This is a genomic window from Roseovarius sp. MMSF_3359 (assembly GCF_030733385.1).
In the GTDB taxonomy this organism is placed as follows: Bacteria; Pseudomonadota; Alphaproteobacteria; order Rhodobacterales; family Rhodobacteraceae; genus Roseovarius.
Map to the genome: position 1 here is coordinate 1 of NZ_JASHJC010000029.1, position 14,953 is coordinate 14,953.

Genomic DNA, 14,953 nt, shown 5'->3' on the forward strand with positions numbered 1-14,953 from the left:
GCGCGGAATCAAGGCCGTAGGCCGCCGCGCGATCGCCAGACCGCCCGCAAGGGCTGGCGATTGGGTGAGGTTGCGCAACGAAATTTGGTTTTTCGGACTTGGCAAAGATAAAGTGCATCTGAACACGGTTGATCGCCATCCCGCGGTCTGGCCATCGCGCGGCTTTGGACTCAGCACGCAGACGTCCGCCTTGGGCTCAAAGCGTACGTTGCAGGTCTTGTGGATAGGCAAAGTCCAAATTTGCTTCCGCTAGAGCTTTTTCAAATCTTCCAGAGGGATGTGGCAGCGAATGGTGTGGCCCTCGCCGGTTTCGCGCCAGGGGGGCGTCTCGGTATCGCAGATTGCACCGGGTTTGCGCTGGCAACGGCGTTGGAATGGGCAGCCGCGCGCGGGCGGGGAGAGTTCAACCACGTCCTCGGCCATCAGGGTGGGTGCCTTGTCGGGATCAGGTTCCAGCACCGCGTTGAGCAGGACCGAGGTATAAGGGTGTGACACCGATCCGTATACTTTCTCGGTCGGGCCGATCTCGCACAAGCGCCCCTGGTAGAGCACCGCAACCCGGTCCGAGAGAGCACGAACAACCGCCAAGTCGTGACTTACGAACACATAAGTTGTGTCTTTCAGCTTCTTGAATTCATTCAGAAGATCCAGCATCGCAGCCTGCACCGACACATCGAGCGCCGATGTGATCTCATCGCACAGAACCAGCTCAGGCTCGGCGGCGAAGGCCCGGGCAATCGCCACCCGCTGCTTCTCTCCGCCCGAGAGCTGCCCGGGCAGGCGATCCATGTAATGCGCGCCCAACCGGACGGTCTCCAGGATCTCAACGCTGCGGTCCTGCAGGGCCTTACCGCTCAACCCGTCATAAAGCCTGAGCGGCTGTGCCAGGATCTCGGCAACGGTGTGGCGGCCATTCAGGCTATCATCCGGATTCTGGAAAATCATCTGAATGCGGCGCAACTGCTGTGGCGGGCGCTTCTCGACCGTTGTGGGCAGCGCGGTGTCCTGACCAACCGTGATGCGGCCACCGGCAGGCGGCAGCAACCCCGCAACCGCCTTGAGGATCGTCGATTTTCCCGACCCGGATTCGCCCACCAGCCCAAGGGTCTCGCCACTGGTGATCTCGAACGAGATGTCATCGACGGTCGGCACGAACCCGCCCCCGTCGCCAAAGAGACGATCCAGAAACCCCGGCACGGCATAACTGATCGACAGATCATCGAGCGCCAGGGCCGGTGCGCCATCGGGGCGGTGGTGCAACGGATCCGCCCCGGTGCCACCGGCGGCCAGCGCATGGGCCTCCTCGTGGAAGAAACACCGCGCCTGGCTACCCTGCCCGGCATCGAGCAGATCGGGGCGGGTCGCATGGCAGGCCTCGCGCGCCAAGGCGCAACGCGGTGCAAAGGCGCAGCCGTCCCCTGCCCCGCCGGGCGCGGGCGGACGACCATCAAGCGCAATCGGCAGATGGGTGTCGCACAGCCGCGGGATCGAGGCCAGAAGCGCGCGCGCATAGGGGTGCGCCGGGTCCTTGAGCACCGCCGCGGTCGGCCCCTGCAACACCGCCTCACCGGCATACATCACCATCACCCGCTCGCAGACCCGCGCAATCACACCGAGGTCGTGGCTGACATAGATCATCGCCATGTCCCGCTCCCGGGCGAGGTCACCCAGGAGTTCGAGGATATGCGCCTGGGTCGTGACATCGAGGCCGGTGGTCGGCTCGTCCAGCAAAAGCGCGTCGGGTTGCCCGGCAAGGGCCATGGCGATGGCCACGCGCTGCTGCTGCCCGCCGGAAAGCTCGTGCGGGTAGCGGTTAAAAATCACCTCCGGGTCCGGCAAACGCACTTGCCCCAGCAGGTCGATAATCCGCGCGTGGTAGTCAGCTTTCGCCAGATCGCAATGCAGTTCCAGCGCCTCGGCCATCTGCGCCCCGATCCGCATGGTGGGCGTCAGGGATTGGCCGGAATTCTGCGGGATGAGGCCCAATTGCCCGCCCCGGATCGCCTCAAGCTCTTGCCGTGACCGAGCGAACATGTCCTCGCCATTGAAGCAGACCCTGCCACCTATGACGCGCAAACCCTGCTTGAGAAACCCCATGGAGGCCAGGGCCAGCGTGCTCTTGCCCGACCCGCTTTCGCCAACGATTCCAATGCTTTCACCGCGATGGACGGTCAGGTCCACATTACGGAGCACCGGCAATGTCCGGCCCGCGCGCCCGGTGAACCCGACGGACAGGTTCCGGATGTCGATGATCGGTTGCGCCATCAGACAACGGCCTTTCGGGCGCGGTCGATGCCCATGGCCTTGGCCAGCGCATCCGCCGTCAGGTTGATGCCGACGATCAGCGAGGAGAGCGCCACGACCGGCGCCAACACGCCAAGCGGCGCGAGCGGCATATAGGCGCGCTCATCGGCGATCATCACGGCCCAGTCGGGCGTTGGGGGCGGTACACCGAAGCCCAGGAAGGACAGCGAGGAGAAGGCGAGCAGCATCCAGGACCAGCGCATCGCGCCTTCGACCATCATCGCGTCGCGCACATTGGGCAGAAGCTCGCGCCAGACGATGGAAAGCCGGGAATGGCCCCGCGCCCGCGCCGCCAGTACAAAATCGCGCGCCACGACGTCATGGGTGGCCGCCCGGATCACCCGGATCACCGGGATGCCGAAGAAGAACGCGAGGGTCGGGATCATCACCGCGTTGCCCGTGCCGAAGATCGCCACCAGCACCAGGAGCGACAGCACCCCGGGGATCGACAGGAACGCATCGACCACCCGCATGGCGATCTCGTCGGTGCGCCCGCCAATCAGGCCCAGCAGGATGCCGGTAATGCCGCCCCAGAGAAGCGCAATCGGGGTGGCAATCCCGGTGACCAGAAGCGCCACGCGCCCTCCTTGCAATACGCGGCTCAGGATATCGCGGCCAAGGTGATCGGTTCCAAGCCAATGTTCGGCAGATGGCGGTTCCAGGATCAGCGAGGAATCCATCGCCTTGTAATCATATCCGGCCAGCCAGGGGCTGATGAGGGCCAAGACGATATGGCCCAGCACCAGCGTCAGCCCGATAAGCCCCGACGGGCGCGCGGCCACGTCCCCAAGGACGATCCAGAAGCGGTTGAGGCGGCCGGGATTGGGCCGTGGTGTCGCGGTTTCCGTCATTTGCCCCTCTGACTCAGGGTGCGCAGACGCGGGTTCAGCACGATGGTCAGCATATCAGCGGCCAGGTTGACGCCCACATAGGTCGCTGCGACGATCATCGCCAGCGCCTGTATCACCGGAAGGTCACGCGCGGAGATTGCGGAGATCATGGTCCGGCCGAGCCCGGGATAGTTGAACACCATCTCGACCACTACGACCCCGCCAAGCAGCCACGCAACCGTCAGCGCCACCACGTTGATCGCGGGCAAAAGCGCATTCGGCAGCGCATGGCGAAACACGATCCGCCAGTAGGGAACGCCCTTGAGCATCGCCATTTGGACGTAGTCGCTGGCCATCACTTCGATGACCGACGAGCGGACCATGCGCATGATATGGGCGATCATCACCATGGTCAGGACAACCGCGGCAAGGATGACCTCGGGAAAGAAGGCCAGTGCCGGGGCATCCGCCGGGGTCAACACCACCGCCGGCACCCATCCGAGCCAGATGGCAAAGATCAGGATCAGCACCGTTGCCGAGACGAATTCCGGGATCGTCATGGCAAAGATCGCCCCGGTCGAGAACAGGATGTCAATCCAGCTGTCGCGCCAAAGACCGGTAATGATCCCGAGCAGGATTGCCAATGGGACACCAACCGCCAGCGCCCCTGCCGCCAGCAGGATTGAGTTCTTGACCCGATCGCCGACGAGAGCCGCGATGCTTTGCTGACCATCGGCAGAGACGCCGAAATCTCCCCGGATTGCCCCGGAGGCCCAGTCGATGTAGCGCGTGACCGCGGGTTTATCGAGGCCCAGGTCACGGCGGCAGTTTTCCAGCAACTTGCCCTGGGCGTCACGTTCCAGAAACGCGGTGCAGGCATCCCCGGGCAGGGCCTCGACCCCGGCAAAGATGATAACCGACACGATCCATACGGTCACGAACCCCAGGAACAGTCGGCGCACAAGCATTCTTAACATGTTTCTAGCACCAGGTTGGCGGCAGCAGGATCAGACAGCCCCCGGACCGCCCATGTGAGTTCTGGCAACCCTAACCCGCGATTCTTCGACACGTCCAGACGTTTTGCGCGCCACCGGGCTAGAGCCATTCCGCATAGCTCTGCATCCACTCCCGCCGCAGCGCCTCTCCCTGCCCCGCGAAATCGTCTTCAAGAAGGGTATAGGATACTATGCGATCTGGGCGGAAATTCCTGAAATCATTGCGCAATTCACACCATGCGGCCAAGACTATGGCCTCGGAATGATAGACCATCGCAAATGGGCGGATGATGCGGCGGCTCTCTTCGCCATTGCCGTCGCGGTAGCTCACCGATAGCTTGCGTTCCTGCCGGATCGCCGCGCGCAGATCGGACATATCGACACTGTCGGGTTCCGCCGCGCCCCAGGTCGAAGAAAAGAGCGCATTGCTCAACTCGGTCGCCTCTTCCAGTTTGCGGCAGGCCCGGCGCCCGGCTTCCTTCAACCCGCGATCGCCGGTGCGCACGATCATCGCGAGGCCAACGGTCACCGCCTCGGCCTCTTCGATATCGAAATTGATCGGCGGCAGATCAAACCCGGGCCGCATGATGTATCCGACCCCTGCCGCGCCGTCGATCGGCACCCGCATGGCCTGAAGCGAGGCGATGTCGCGGTAGATCGTGCGCGGGGTCACCTCCAGGATCTCGGCGATCTGCGCGGCGGTGCGCGGCTGCTCGGCACGGCGCAGAAGCTGGATGATCTCGAACATCCTTGTGGAACGTGTCACGGCGGACCCCTCTTTGACTTTCCGACAGCCTACCATGTCACTCCTGACAGATACATGTCAGCAGGCTTTTGACACAGTGCGATTTGTCTGTCCCCGACCGGAGGTATTCCATGTCCCGTCCAACCGGCCTGCCCCTTTCGCACACGGCGGGTGTCCTGCTTGTCACCACCTCCGCCATTGTCTTCAGCACGGCGGGGATTTTCACCAAGGGCGTCGATGCCAACGCCTGGTCGGTAATCTTCTGGCGCGGGCTGGGCGCGGCGGTGCTATCTTTCGGCTACCTATGGCTGCGCGGCGGGCTGCGCGATGAGATCTCTCGCTTCGGCTGGTCCGCCCTGCTCGCCACCCTCGTCGCGGCCTCCGGCACCGCCGCGTTCATCCCCGCCTTCAAACTCACCAGCGTGACCAATGTGGTGTTGATCTGGGCCACCGCGCCATTTGTCGCCGCCGCTCTGACATGGGTGCTGATCGGGGAACGGCCGACGCTCAGGATCACGCTGACCAGCCTTCTGGCCCTGGTCGGGGTTGGGCTGACCCTCAAGGGCTCCGTCGGCACGGGCAACCTGACCGGGGATTTCCTCGCGCTCTGGATGACACTGATGATGTCGGTCTTCTACGTGATCTATCGGATCTGGCCCGACACACCCACGATCCTGCCCAACATCTTCGCCTCGGTCATTCTGCTTGTCCCCGGCGGGTTATGGGGCGCGCCAATGACCACCACGCGCCCCGAAATCGGCACTCTGCTGGCGTTTGGTCTGATCTTCGCGGTGGCCTCGATCACGCTTACCGAGGGCGCACGGCGCATCCCTGCTGCACAAACCGCCCTTCTGGGCGCGATCGAAACGCCGCTGGCCCCGATCTGGGCATGGCTGCTTTTGCGGGAGCTTCCCACGCCCTGGGCGATTGCTGGCGGCATCCTGGTGATCGTCGCGGTGGTGCTGTCGCAATACCCCCTTCCCGGTCGCAAATTCAAAGGAGTTTCCCATGGGCATTAAAACCAACAAACTCAACCGCAGCTTCCGGCGGTTCATCGAGGCACAACAGGTGTTTTTCGTGGCCACCGCCGCGCCGGAGGGCCGGGTGAACCTGTCGCCGAAAGGGCTGGATTCGCTGCGGATCGTGTCCGATACCTGCATCCGCTGGCTGAGCGTCAGTGGCAGCGGCAATGAAACCGCGGCCCACTTGCGTCAATCGCCCCGGATGACCCTGATGTTCTGTGCTTTTGAGGGCAACGCGCTGACCTTACGGGTCTATGGCAACGCCCGGGTCTTTCACCCCGGCGACAAGGCCTGGGCCGATCTCTATGCGCAATTTCCCGACTATGCCGGTGCGCGCAACATCTTCGAGCTGCAGATTGATCTTGTCACCACCTCCTGCGGCACCGGTGTGCCGGAAATGTCTGTGATCCGCCCCCGGGCCGAGACAGAGCTTGTCCCTTGGTATGCCCGGATGAGCGATGACGAACTCGCCGAATTCTGGAAGAAAAAGAACATGGTAAGCCTTGATGGCGACCCGACGGGGCTCACGTTCTGATCTTCTGTCTTGCACTGCGGCGCGACCCGGTTAGGATGCGGCGGTTATCTCGCAGTTATGGGCAGCGCATTCGATGATCAGGTATGAATACAAGGTAATCCCGGCACCGGCGAAGGGCCTGAAAGCGCCCGGCGTCAAAGGCGCAGAAGCGCGGTTTGCCCATGCGCTGGAGCAGCGGATGAACGAATTTGCCGCCGATGGATGGGAATACCTGCGCGCCGATATCCTGCCGAGCGAAGAGCGTCAGGGGCTGACGTCGACGCAGACGGTCTATCGCTCAGTGCTGGTCTTCCGCCGCGAGATCGCGCCGGAGATGGAGGCTGACCCGGCAGCCGAAGCCGACGAGGGCGCCGCGGACACATCTGCGGTAGAAGAGCCCGCAGAGGATGATGCGCCAGACACCGCCGAGCCAGAAGAGGATACGGTAGCGGAGGAGGCCGGCGACAACGCGCCGGACAAGAAAGACGCCACATCTTAGGCCCTCGTTTTGACGTTTCTCCACCCCGCCGGAAATTGCTCATGCAACGCAATGGCTTAAGCTGAACCGCGCCGTTTGACCTCTGTGCAGGTTCTTGCTGTTGCCGATAATTTTTTGCATTCGCCCCCCTTCAATTCGTCGCGTTTTGGCCTAAACTCCATGCTCCGAGTCGCAAAGGTGTTCCAATGTCCAAGTCTGATCCGTTTGGTTTCGATATGTCGGTGTCCTCCGCCAAGAAGAAAAATCCGCGTGGGCGCCGGGGCATGTCGGGCGCGTCCGAGACATCGGTACGGATCTGCGAACATGAAGGATGCGACAAGCCGGGCAAGTATCGCGCGCCGAAAGCGCCGGACGTTCTCGACGACTACTACTGGTTCTGCCAGGAGCATGTGCGCGAGTATAATCTGAAATGGAATTTCTTCCACGGCACAACAGAGGCCGAGATGAATGCGCAGATGTCCAAGGACAAGGTCTGGGAGCGCGAGACCAAGGCGTTTTCGGATCCCGAGGCTCGGGCCTGGGCGCGGCTCGGGATTGAGGACCCGCACCAGGTTCTGGGCGGCAACGCCACGCAAAACCCGGGGCGCGGCACGACGGGGAGCCGTAAACTCCCCCCGACAGAGCGGCAGGCAATCGAGATTCTGGAGGCCAAGGACAGTTGGACCAAGGCCGAAATCCGCAAATCCTACAAATCGCTCATCAAGATCCTGCACCCCGATATCAATGGCGGCGACCGCAGCCAGGAAGAGCAGTTGCAGCAGGTCGTCTGGGCCTGGGACCAGATCAAAGGCAGCCGCAATTTCAAATAGGTCGCCGGCCCCGCATTACCTGCACGGGGCCGGATTTTGGCGATTTTCGTTTCAGACCGCGCCTTGGTATTCACCGCGTGCGGGGTAGTCATTAGCAATGGCAAAATCCAGCGCGCCGACCAGTTCCGAGAAATGCGGCCGCACGAACGGCATCGTTTGTACCGAACCGTAGTAAAGCGTCTGCTCGGGCGTGACCATGAAGAGGCCCGGCTCGGAGAAGAGCGCCGGTTCTTCGATCCCGATCGAGGTCTTGCCGCGCGAGGTCGAGATGTAGAGCCCCCATTCGCGGGCCTTTTCCAGCGTCAGATCATGGCCAAAGCGCAGTTTATTCGCGCCGATCTTCTCGGCCATCTGCCGGGTGCGGTCCGCGCCGTCCGAGCTGATCGCGATGGTCTTGACGCCACGCTCGGCGAAATCATCCACGCGCTTTTCCATTTCGGTCAGGTAGACCGCGCAAAGCGGGCAATGCAGACCACGATAAAAGCAAACGACGGTCCCACGCTCCGATCCATCATTGCTCAGGTCGAAATCGCCGTGATCGAGTGTCGGCACGGACAGGTCGGGGGTCTTCTGGCGGGGCATCAGCATTATTTTGTCTCCTTGCGATGAGTGAACTTGCACGACGATATAGCGCGAACTAAGATCAATAAAATCCGATAAACTTGATACATACGCCGAAATGACCAAGATCGACCGCCTCTCCGCCCTTATGTCCCGATTCAAACTGCTGGTGACGCCCTGTGATTTGACCGCTGCAAATTTCCTGATCCTGGGCGATATTGCGGGTCACATACCGGCCGAAATACGGTTTGCGCCGGGCGGCGCCGTCGTCCAATCCGGCGGTCCGGCAGAGACCATCTTGTTGAGCGCCCGTGTCGAATGGGGCGGGTCGGAGAACCCGTTGCTCGCCGCCCTGCCCCCTGCCATCCGGCATCCGGTCGGCCAAGACCCGGAGATGCAGGCGCTGGCGCAGCTTTTGGTGACCGAAAAACTGGTGTCGCGCTGCGGATCTGCCTCGGTCCTGAACCGACTGGGCGAGGTCCTGATCGTCCGGCTCATGCGGGCGCAGATCGAGGCCGGCGCGATGCAGCGCGGCCTTCTGGGCGGGTTGGCCGATGCCCGGTTGAGCCGTGCCATCGTGGCGATCCACGACCGCCCCGGCCATCCCTGGCGGGTCGATACGCTGGCCGAAGAAGCAGGCCTCTCGATCAGCCGCTTTGCCGAACTGTTCCGCGAGGCCGTGGGAGAGACCCCGCTGGCGTATCTGCGCAAATGGCGGCTGATCCTGGCACGTCAAGATATCGAGCGGGGAGAGCGGGTGCAGCGGGTGGCCAACCGGTATGCCTATGGCTCGACCGAGGCACTCAGCCGCGCGATTTCAAGCGCCTACGGGATCAGCCCTTTGAAGATCAGGAAAGCCGCCCAACCATCCGCCAACGCTTAACCAACAGGTGAATAGACGCGGCGAAGGACAGCCAGACGATCAACGCCACGGGATCTTGAAAAACAAAGGCCATGACAAGCAAGGGAGCAAACGCCAGGACCTCAAGGCCGCCAAGGAAAACGGCGGCAAGCGCGGACCCGATGATCGTGGCCAGGCAGATACCAAAGAGGCCACTGATCCAGCCCATCACCCCGTTAAGGCCAAATAATGGCGCCACAACTGCGCCCCCAAGGGCCGCACCAAGGACGCTTTGGAAAAACATCCTGGGAAGACTTCTCGATGAGTCGAGCTCTATAAGCAGAAGGATCAGCGTCACGCCGCCACAAGCGCCCATCAGAGCGGCAACACCAAGGATTTGCGGACCGGCAAGGCGTTCAGACACGAAAAAGGCCTCCGAAATTGGAACATTCGAAGGCCATTCATCACGGTTCTTGCGCAGATACGCCGCCGAAAATACGCAGTTTTTCAGCAGTTTGCCCGGAACCCCGGGTCAGGCCGCTTTGAAGACCAGCGACACACCGTTCAGGCAGTGGCGTTTGCCGGTGGGTGCGGGGCCATCGTCAAAGATGTGGCCCAAATGGCTGCCGCAGCGTTTGCAATGGCATTCGGTGCGCACGGAAAACAGCTTGCGGTCTTCCTTGGTCCCGATCGCACCCGGCAGCGATTGCCAGAAGCTCGGCCAACCGGTGCCGCTGTCATATTTGTGCTCCGACGAATAGAGCGGCAGATCACATCCGCGGCAATGATACACCCCCGGATCATAGACCTTGTCGAGGGGCGAGCTGCCCGCGCGTTCGGTGCCTTCCTTACGCATGACCTTGTATTGCAGGTCGGTCAGCATGGCGCGCCACTCGGCATCGCTGCGCGTGACCTCGAACTGGGCGGCGGCATCGGACCGCAGGCCCAGGCTGATGGCAGTGCCTGTCGTCAGAACGGACAGGATGAAATGGCGTCGGTGCATGGCGTGCTCCTTTTTTGTTGATTGGAATGTGAGGGCGCGGCAGCTATTGCGCAACCGAAGACGCTGCAATTTCGCGTGAGAAAAGTTACAGACCATGGGCGCCGCGAGTGGTGGGATTGCCGTCTTTCCATGGTTTTCTCCGGGTTGACGTGGCCGTAATCTGCCGCGTCCTCGGGAAAGCTACGGCGCGCCGGGCGTGAAAGTTTCGGGGAACAAAAAGAAATCCTGCCGGGTGTGCCGCCCCGCGTCCGGAACCCGGTTGCGGAATTGGACAACTGGCTGTTGATTGGCCCGCATCTGGCCCTATCTGGGCCGCTCACGACGCCCTATAAACTGATGCGAGATTTGCAGCCTTCCCCTTGCCCTTGACCGCGAATTCAGGCACGACGGGCGCAACAGGAAAGACCCGATTGAAGGACAGCGCCAATGGCCGACGGCACGATTGACATGAATGCGAAACCCACTGAAGAGATTTCGGTCCGCGAGGTTTTCGGCATTGATACGGACATGACGGTCAAAGGCTTTGCCGAGCGCACGGACCGCGTTCCGGATCTCGACAGCACCTACAAGTTCGACCCCGACACGACGCTGGCGATCCTGGCCGGGTTTTCCCATAACCGGCGGGTGATGATCCAAGGGTATCACGGCACCGGCAAATCGACCCATATCGAACAGGTCGCGGCGCGGCTGAACTGGCCCGCGGTGCGCGTCAATCTCGACAGCCATATCAGCCGGATCGACCTGATCGGCAAGGACGCGATCAAGCTGCGCGATGGCAAGCAGGTGACAGAATTCCACGAGGGCATCCTGCCCTGGGCACTGCGCAACCCGGTGGCGATTGTCTTTGACGAATATGATGCGGGCCGCGCGGACGTTATGTTCGTGATCCAGCGGGTGCTGGAACATGACGGCAAGCTGACCCTCCTGGACCAGAACGAGATCATCACGCCGAACCCGAATTTCCGCCTTTTTGCCACGTCGAACACCGTGGGTCTGGGGGATACGACGGGCCTCTATCACGGGGTGCAGCAGATCAACCAGGCGCAGATGGACCGCTGGTCGATGGTGGCGACGCTCAATTACCTCAGCCACGACGCGGAAACCGCCATCGTGATCGCCAAGAACCCGCTCTTCAACAATGCCGAGGGGCGCAAGACGATCAGCCAGATGGTCACCGTCGCCGACCTGACCCGCACGGCCTTCATGAACGGCGAATTGTCCACCGTGATGAGCCCCCGGACGGTGATCAACTGGGCCCAGAACACCCATATCTTCCGCAACGTGGGCTATGCCTTCCGCCTGACCTTCATGAACAAATGCGACGAACTGGAACGCCAGACCGTGGCGGAGTTCTACCAGCGTTGCTTTGACGAGGAACTGCCGGAATCGGCGGCGAGCATGAGCTTGGGGTGATTTGATTTAGGGGCACGCATGGGTGCGGAATCAAGCGCAGACTTGGTCGAATGGCTTGGGGTCGGGATCGCCCTGTGCGCCGCGGGTGCGAGTATCGTCTTCTCGTTTTTTGCGGGTCGGCATTCAAAGCAGTCGCTGGAAAACTCCAAGCAGTCAATCGAGACCGAAAGACTTGCCATCAGGATCTCGGAAAATGCGTTAAAGGTTGAACAGGAGAACGCGCACAATGCCCTGCTTGGCGAAATCCGTGACTGGGCTGCCCGCAGTGTCCATGCACTTTCCAGGGCCTGTCATCTGGCTGAAATCGACCCAACACGGCTGCCGGAGGGGGAGTACTTTTTCAAGCGGCTCGATATCCTTACCGAGCTTTCGTCGCTGATAGATATCGGCCGTTGGTTCTATCCCAACACATCCAAGGAAACCTATGGTGACTGGAAAGAGGAGAGTTTTCAGGGGTTTAAACAGCCAGCCCTGGACCAGCTTGTTTTGGCCTACAAGGGCCTCAGAAAGTTCAACTACTTGGAGCAAGCCGACAATCGTGAACACGGACAAAAGATCGTCACTTGCAAGCGAGCGTTCGTGTCACATGTGTCGAGCAGGTTAGAGATTTTGGAGGCACCTGATGAACAACTCCTGTAACCCACTCAGTAAAACCGGCCGGTAGACGACATGCACATAGGTCTCATCGGCGGTATCGGCGTGGCGGCGACGGTGGTGTATTACCAGCGGTTGGCGGCGGCTGTGTCGGCGAAGGGACAACCGTTAGAGTTGACCATCGTGCAGGCGGATGCGCCGACGCTGGTGGTGAACAACCGCGAGGACAACCGTGCGGCGCAGGCGGAGATCTATGCGCGGCTTATTGACCGGCTGAAGGCCGCGGGGGCGGAATGCGCGGCAATCACCTCCCTCGGCGGGCATTTCTGTTACGATGAAACGGCGGCGATCTCTTCTTTGCCGTTGGTATCGGGTGTCACACCGCTTGACGCCAATTTCGCCGCTCAGGGGCTTGGACGTGTCGGCCTTCTCGGCACTCGCGTGGTGATGGCCACGAAGCTCTATGGCCAACTTCGACAGACCGAAGCCATCGCCCTCGAGGATGAGCTCGACATGCTGGGCCAGCGGTACATTGATATGGCGCTCTCGGGCGTGGCCGCCGAGGCGGATCGCCGCTATTTCCTCGATGCCGGGCAGCGCCTGGCGGACGATCACGGCGCCGATGCGGTGGTGCTGGCCGGGACCGATCTGAACCTTGCCTTTGACGGGCAAACGACCGACTATCGCGTGATTGACGCGCTGGAGGTGCATGTGGACCTTCTGGCGCAATTGGCCTGCGATGAAGTGGCTCTGAGCGAGCTGGAGACAAGTGGATGAAGAAGCCCAACGACAACCCCGCCGATCCGTTCAAGAAGGCGCTGGCCGAGGCGACCAAGGTGATGGCCGACGACCCTGACTTGTCGGTGACCTATTCGGTCGATCCCGCGGGGGTCAGTGGCGATGCGATGCGCCTGCCGCAGGTGAGCCGCCGGATGACGCGCGAAGAGGTGCTGCATGCCCGCGGCACCGCAGACGCGCTGGCGCTCCGCCACAAGTATCACGACCCGGCGGTCAATGCGCGCTACAACCCGCAGGGTCAGATGGCGCAGGAGCTTTACAACGCGATGGAAACCGCGCGCTGCGAGGCCGTCGGCGCCCGCGTCATGCCCGGCACCGCCAGCAATATCGACAGCAAGATCGAGGCCGAAGCCCTGCGCCTTGGCTACGATCAGGTGAGTGAGGCGGCACAGGTACCATTGCCCACCGCGGCGGGTTATCTGATCCGGCATCTGGCCACGGGCCGCGACCTGCCACCCGCGTGCAACAATGTCATGGAACTGTGGCAGGGGTTCATCGAGGAACAGGCCGGCGGCACGCTGGAAGGTCTCGATGATATGCTTTCGGATCAGGCCAAGTTCGCCAAATTCGCCCGGCAAATCATCGAGGATCTGGGCTATGGCGATCAGTTGGGCGATGATCCCGACAATATCGAGGACGATCAGGAGGACGAGGCCGAGGATAGTGGCGAGGAGCAGGAAGAGCCCGAAAGCACCGGCGAGGATGACGGCGATGAGGATCAGGCAGACGCTGATCCCGAACAGAGCCAGGAAGATCAGCAGGATCAGAGCCAGGCGCAGGTCAGCATGGACGAGATGGCCGACCAAGAGATGGGCGACGAGACTGAACTGCCCGAGGGCGAGGCCCCGCTAGAGCCCCCTGCCCCGCAGCCGATTTCCGATGCCGACCCGGATTACACCGTCTATTCCACCGAGTTCGATGAGGAGATCGACGCGCAGGATCTGGCCGAGCCGGTCGAGTTGGAACGGCTGCGCGCGTATCTGGATCAACAGTTGGAGCCCTTGAAGGGCGCGGTCAGCCGTCTGGCCAATAAGTTGCAGCGCCGGCTGCAGGCGCAGCAGAACCGCGCTTGGGAGTTCGACCTTGAGGAAGGTACGCTCGATGCCGGGCGTCTGGCCCGCGTGGTGGCCAACCCGACGACGCCTTTGAGCTTCAAGGTCGAGAAGGATACCGAGTTTCAGGACACGGTCGTGACGCTTCTACTGGACAATTCCGGCTCGATGCGCGGGCGGCCGATTTCGATCGCTGCGATCTGTGCCGACGTTCTGGCCCGCACGTTGGAGCGGTGCAACGTCAAGGTCGAGATCCTGGGCTTCACCACCCGCGCCTGGAAGGGCGGGCAGAGCCGCGAGACATGGCTCGGCGAAGGCCGCCCGCAATTGCCCGGGCGGCTCAATGACCTGCGCCACATCATCTACAAGTCTGCCGACGCCCCGATGCGCCGGACCCGGCAGAACCTTGGGTTGATGATGAAAGAGGGGCTGCTGAAGGAAAATATCGACGGTGAGGCGCTGGAATGGGCGCACCGGCGGATGGTGAGCCGCCGCGAGGCGCGCAAGATCCTGATGGTGATCTCCGACGGGGCGCCGGTGGACGATTCAACTTTATCCGTTAACCCCGCGAATTACCTGGAAAAACACCTGCGCGACGTGATCGCCATGGTCGAGAAACGTCGGCAGGTGGAGCTTCTGGCCATCGGCATCGGGCATGACGTGACGCGGTATTACAACCGCGCGGTCACGATCACCGATGTGGACCAACTCGCGGGCGCGATGACCGAACAACTGGCCGCGCTTTTCGACAGCGACCCGCGCGCCCGGGCGCGGGTGATGGGGATGAAGAAGGCGAGCTAGGACAGCAGAAATCCATCGCCTTTCGCGCAATTCTCAAGGTACAGATCGGCCACCAACGCTCTGAAATCGTTTACTCTAGGCCGACGCGAGAAAATCAATCTAAAGTAGTTTTAGTGCGGCACGCCAATAACCTGATCCGCCTCTACGAGCTGTTCCGCCCGGCGGCACCGCC

16 protein-coding genes are annotated in these 14,953 nt (G+C 61.9%); 9 read left to right on the top strand and 7 right to left on the bottom strand.

The genetic code is table 11. The features are described 5' to 3' along the window. Positions 1-249 precede the first annotated feature (249 nt). The 4 genes from RBB29_RS21885 to RBB29_RS21900 form a co-directional block, all read right to left on the bottom strand. Positions 250-2,265: an ABC transporter ATP-binding protein gene (locus RBB29_RS21885; protein ID WP_306116500.1), complete on the bottom strand. Its 2,016-nt coding sequence runs from the start codon at positions 2,263-2,265 to the stop codon at positions 250-252. Continuing rightward, the gene (locus RBB29_RS21890) at positions 2,265-3,155 is read right to left on the bottom strand and encodes an ABC transporter permease (RefSeq protein WP_306116499.1); all 891 of its coding nucleotides are present in this window, start codon (positions 3,153-3,155) and stop codon (positions 2,265-2,267) included. Before RBB29_RS21890 ends, RBB29_RS21885 begins: the two co-directional genes overlap by 1 nt. Beyond that, the gene (locus RBB29_RS21895; RefSeq protein WP_306121223.1) at positions 3,152-4,111 is read right to left on the bottom strand and encodes an ABC transporter permease; all 960 of its coding nucleotides are present in this window, start codon (positions 4,109-4,111) and stop codon (positions 3,152-3,154) included. Before RBB29_RS21895 ends, RBB29_RS21890 begins: the two co-directional genes overlap by 4 nt. A 118-nt stretch (positions 4,112-4,229) precedes the next feature. Next, positions 4,230-4,895 carry a YafY family protein gene (locus RBB29_RS21900; protein ID WP_306116497.1) on the bottom strand — a complete coding sequence of 222 codons (666 nt, stop codon included), beginning with the start codon at positions 4,893-4,895 and terminating at the stop codon, positions 4,230-4,232. Positions 4,896-5,005: 110 nt separating this feature from the next. On the opposite strand from RBB29_RS21900, the gene RBB29_RS21905 reads away from it, so the two are divergent. The 4 genes from RBB29_RS21905 (at position 5,006) to RBB29_RS21920 (ending at position 7,718) form a co-directional block, all read left to right on the top strand. Further along, complete coding sequence (locus RBB29_RS21905) at positions 5,006-5,893, top strand: DMT family transporter (protein WP_306116496.1); 888 nt, start codon at positions 5,006-5,008, stop codon at positions 5,891-5,893. Then, a complete protein-coding gene (locus RBB29_RS21910; protein WP_306116495.1) occupies positions 5,883-6,431 on the top strand; it encodes a pyridoxamine 5'-phosphate oxidase family protein in 549 nt (182 codons plus the stop codon). Before RBB29_RS21905 ends, RBB29_RS21910 begins: the two co-directional genes overlap by 11 nt. Positions 6,432-6,504: 73 nt before the next feature. Further along, on the top strand, positions 6,505-6,909 hold the full coding sequence (locus RBB29_RS21915; RefSeq protein WP_306116494.1) for a DUF4177 domain-containing protein: 405 nt from the start codon (positions 6,505-6,507) through the stop codon (positions 6,907-6,909). Positions 6,910-7,094: 185 nt separating this feature from the next. Continuing rightward, the gene (locus tag RBB29_RS21920; RefSeq protein ID WP_306116493.1) at positions 7,095-7,718 is read left to right on the top strand and encodes a DnaJ domain-containing protein; all 624 of its coding nucleotides are present in this window, start codon (positions 7,095-7,097) and stop codon (positions 7,716-7,718) included. A gap of 51 nt (positions 7,719-7,769) precedes the next feature. Here RBB29_RS21920 and RBB29_RS21925 read toward each other — a convergent pair whose 3' ends face one another. Further along, positions 7,770-8,306, bottom strand: a complete 537-nt coding sequence (locus tag RBB29_RS21925; RefSeq protein WP_306116492.1) for a peroxiredoxin-like family protein — start codon at positions 8,304-8,306, stop codon at positions 7,770-7,772. Positions 8,307-8,397: 91 nt separating this feature from the next. Between RBB29_RS21925 and RBB29_RS21930 the strand changes: the two genes are divergently transcribed. Beyond that, positions 8,398-9,162 carry a helix-turn-helix domain-containing protein gene (locus RBB29_RS21930; RefSeq protein ID WP_371931541.1) on the top strand — a complete coding sequence of 255 codons (765 nt, stop codon included), beginning with the start codon at positions 8,398-8,400 and terminating at the stop codon, positions 9,160-9,162. Here RBB29_RS21930 and RBB29_RS21935 read toward each other — a convergent pair. Together RBB29_RS21935 and msrB are read right to left on the bottom strand one after the other, a co-directional pair. Continuing rightward, positions 9,128-9,544, bottom strand: coding sequence for a hypothetical protein (locus tag RBB29_RS21935; RefSeq protein ID WP_306121224.1), 417 nt, complete (start codon positions 9,542-9,544; stop codon positions 9,128-9,130). The genes RBB29_RS21930 and RBB29_RS21935 overlap by 35 nt on opposite strands. A 108-nt stretch (positions 9,545-9,652) precedes the next feature. After that, positions 9,653-10,123, bottom strand: coding sequence for a peptide-methionine (R)-S-oxide reductase MsrB (msrB, locus tag RBB29_RS21940; RefSeq protein WP_306116490.1), 471 nt, complete (start codon positions 10,121-10,123; stop codon positions 9,653-9,655). Positions 10,124-10,549: 426 nt separating this feature from the next. Between msrB and cobS the strand changes: the two genes are divergently transcribed. The 4 genes from cobS to cobT are packed head-to-tail and all read left to right on the top strand — an operon-like array spanning position 10,550 to position 14,781. After that, positions 10,550-11,536, top strand: a complete 987-nt coding sequence (gene cobS / locus RBB29_RS21945) for a cobaltochelatase subunit CobS (protein ID WP_306116489.1) — start codon at positions 10,550-10,552, stop codon at positions 11,534-11,536. Between the two features lie 18 nt (positions 11,537-11,554). Further along, positions 11,555-12,175: a hypothetical protein gene (locus tag RBB29_RS21950; RefSeq protein WP_306116488.1), complete on the top strand. Its 621-nt coding sequence runs from the start codon at positions 11,555-11,557 to the stop codon at positions 12,173-12,175. A 30-nt stretch (positions 12,176-12,205) separates the two neighbouring features. Then, positions 12,206-12,907 (top strand): aspartate/glutamate racemase family protein, encoded by a 702-nt coding sequence (locus tag RBB29_RS21955; protein ID WP_306116487.1) that lies wholly within the window; start codon positions 12,206-12,208, stop codon positions 12,905-12,907. Continuing rightward, positions 12,904-14,781: a cobaltochelatase subunit CobT gene (cobT, locus tag RBB29_RS21960; protein ID WP_306116486.1), complete on the top strand. Its 1,878-nt coding sequence runs from the start codon at positions 12,904-12,906 to the stop codon at positions 14,779-14,781. Before RBB29_RS21955 ends, cobT begins: the two co-directional genes overlap by 4 nt. The last annotated feature ends 172 nt before the right edge of the window (positions 14,782-14,953 follow it).

Coding starts and splice junctions, on each gene's coding strand:
- RBB29_RS21920 (WP_306116493.1), top strand. CDS start 7,095: ATGTCCAAGTCTGATCCGTTTGGTTTCGATATGTCGGTGTCCTCCGCC.
- RBB29_RS21925 (WP_306116492.1), bottom strand. CDS start 8,306: ATGCTGATGCCCCGCCAGAAGACCCCCGACCTGTCCGTGCCGACACTC.
- msrB (WP_306116490.1), bottom strand. CDS start 10,123: ATGCACCGACGCCATTTCATCCTGTCCGTTCTGACGACAGGCACTGCC.
- cobS (WP_306116489.1), top strand. CDS start 10,550: ATGGCCGACGGCACGATTGACATGAATGCGAAACCCACTGAAGAGATT.
- RBB29_RS21915 (WP_306116494.1), top strand. CDS start 6,505: ATGATCAGGTATGAATACAAGGTAATCCCGGCACCGGCGAAGGGCCTG.
- RBB29_RS21890 (WP_306116499.1), bottom strand. CDS start 3,155: ATGACGGAAACCGCGACACCACGGCCCAATCCCGGCCGCCTCAACCGC.
- RBB29_RS21930 (WP_371931541.1), top strand. CDS start 8,398: ATGACCAAGATCGACCGCCTCTCCGCCCTTATGTCCCGATTCAAACTG.
- RBB29_RS21885 (WP_306116500.1), bottom strand. CDS start 2,265: ATGGCGCAACCGATCATCGACATCCGGAACCTGTCCGTCGGGTTCACC.
- RBB29_RS21895 (WP_306121223.1), bottom strand. CDS start 4,111: ATGTTAAGAATGCTTGTGCGCCGACTGTTCCTGGGGTTCGTGACCGTA.
- RBB29_RS21950 (WP_306116488.1), top strand. CDS start 11,555: ATGGGTGCGGAATCAAGCGCAGACTTGGTCGAATGGCTTGGGGTCGGG.
- cobT (WP_306116486.1), top strand. CDS start 12,904: ATGAAGAAGCCCAACGACAACCCCGCCGATCCGTTCAAGAAGGCGCTG.
- RBB29_RS21955 (WP_306116487.1), top strand. CDS start 12,206: ATGCACATAGGTCTCATCGGCGGTATCGGCGTGGCGGCGACGGTGGTG.
- RBB29_RS21905 (WP_306116496.1), top strand. CDS start 5,006: ATGTCCCGTCCAACCGGCCTGCCCCTTTCGCACACGGCGGGTGTCCTG.
- RBB29_RS21910 (WP_306116495.1), top strand. CDS start 5,883: ATGGGCATTAAAACCAACAAACTCAACCGCAGCTTCCGGCGGTTCATC.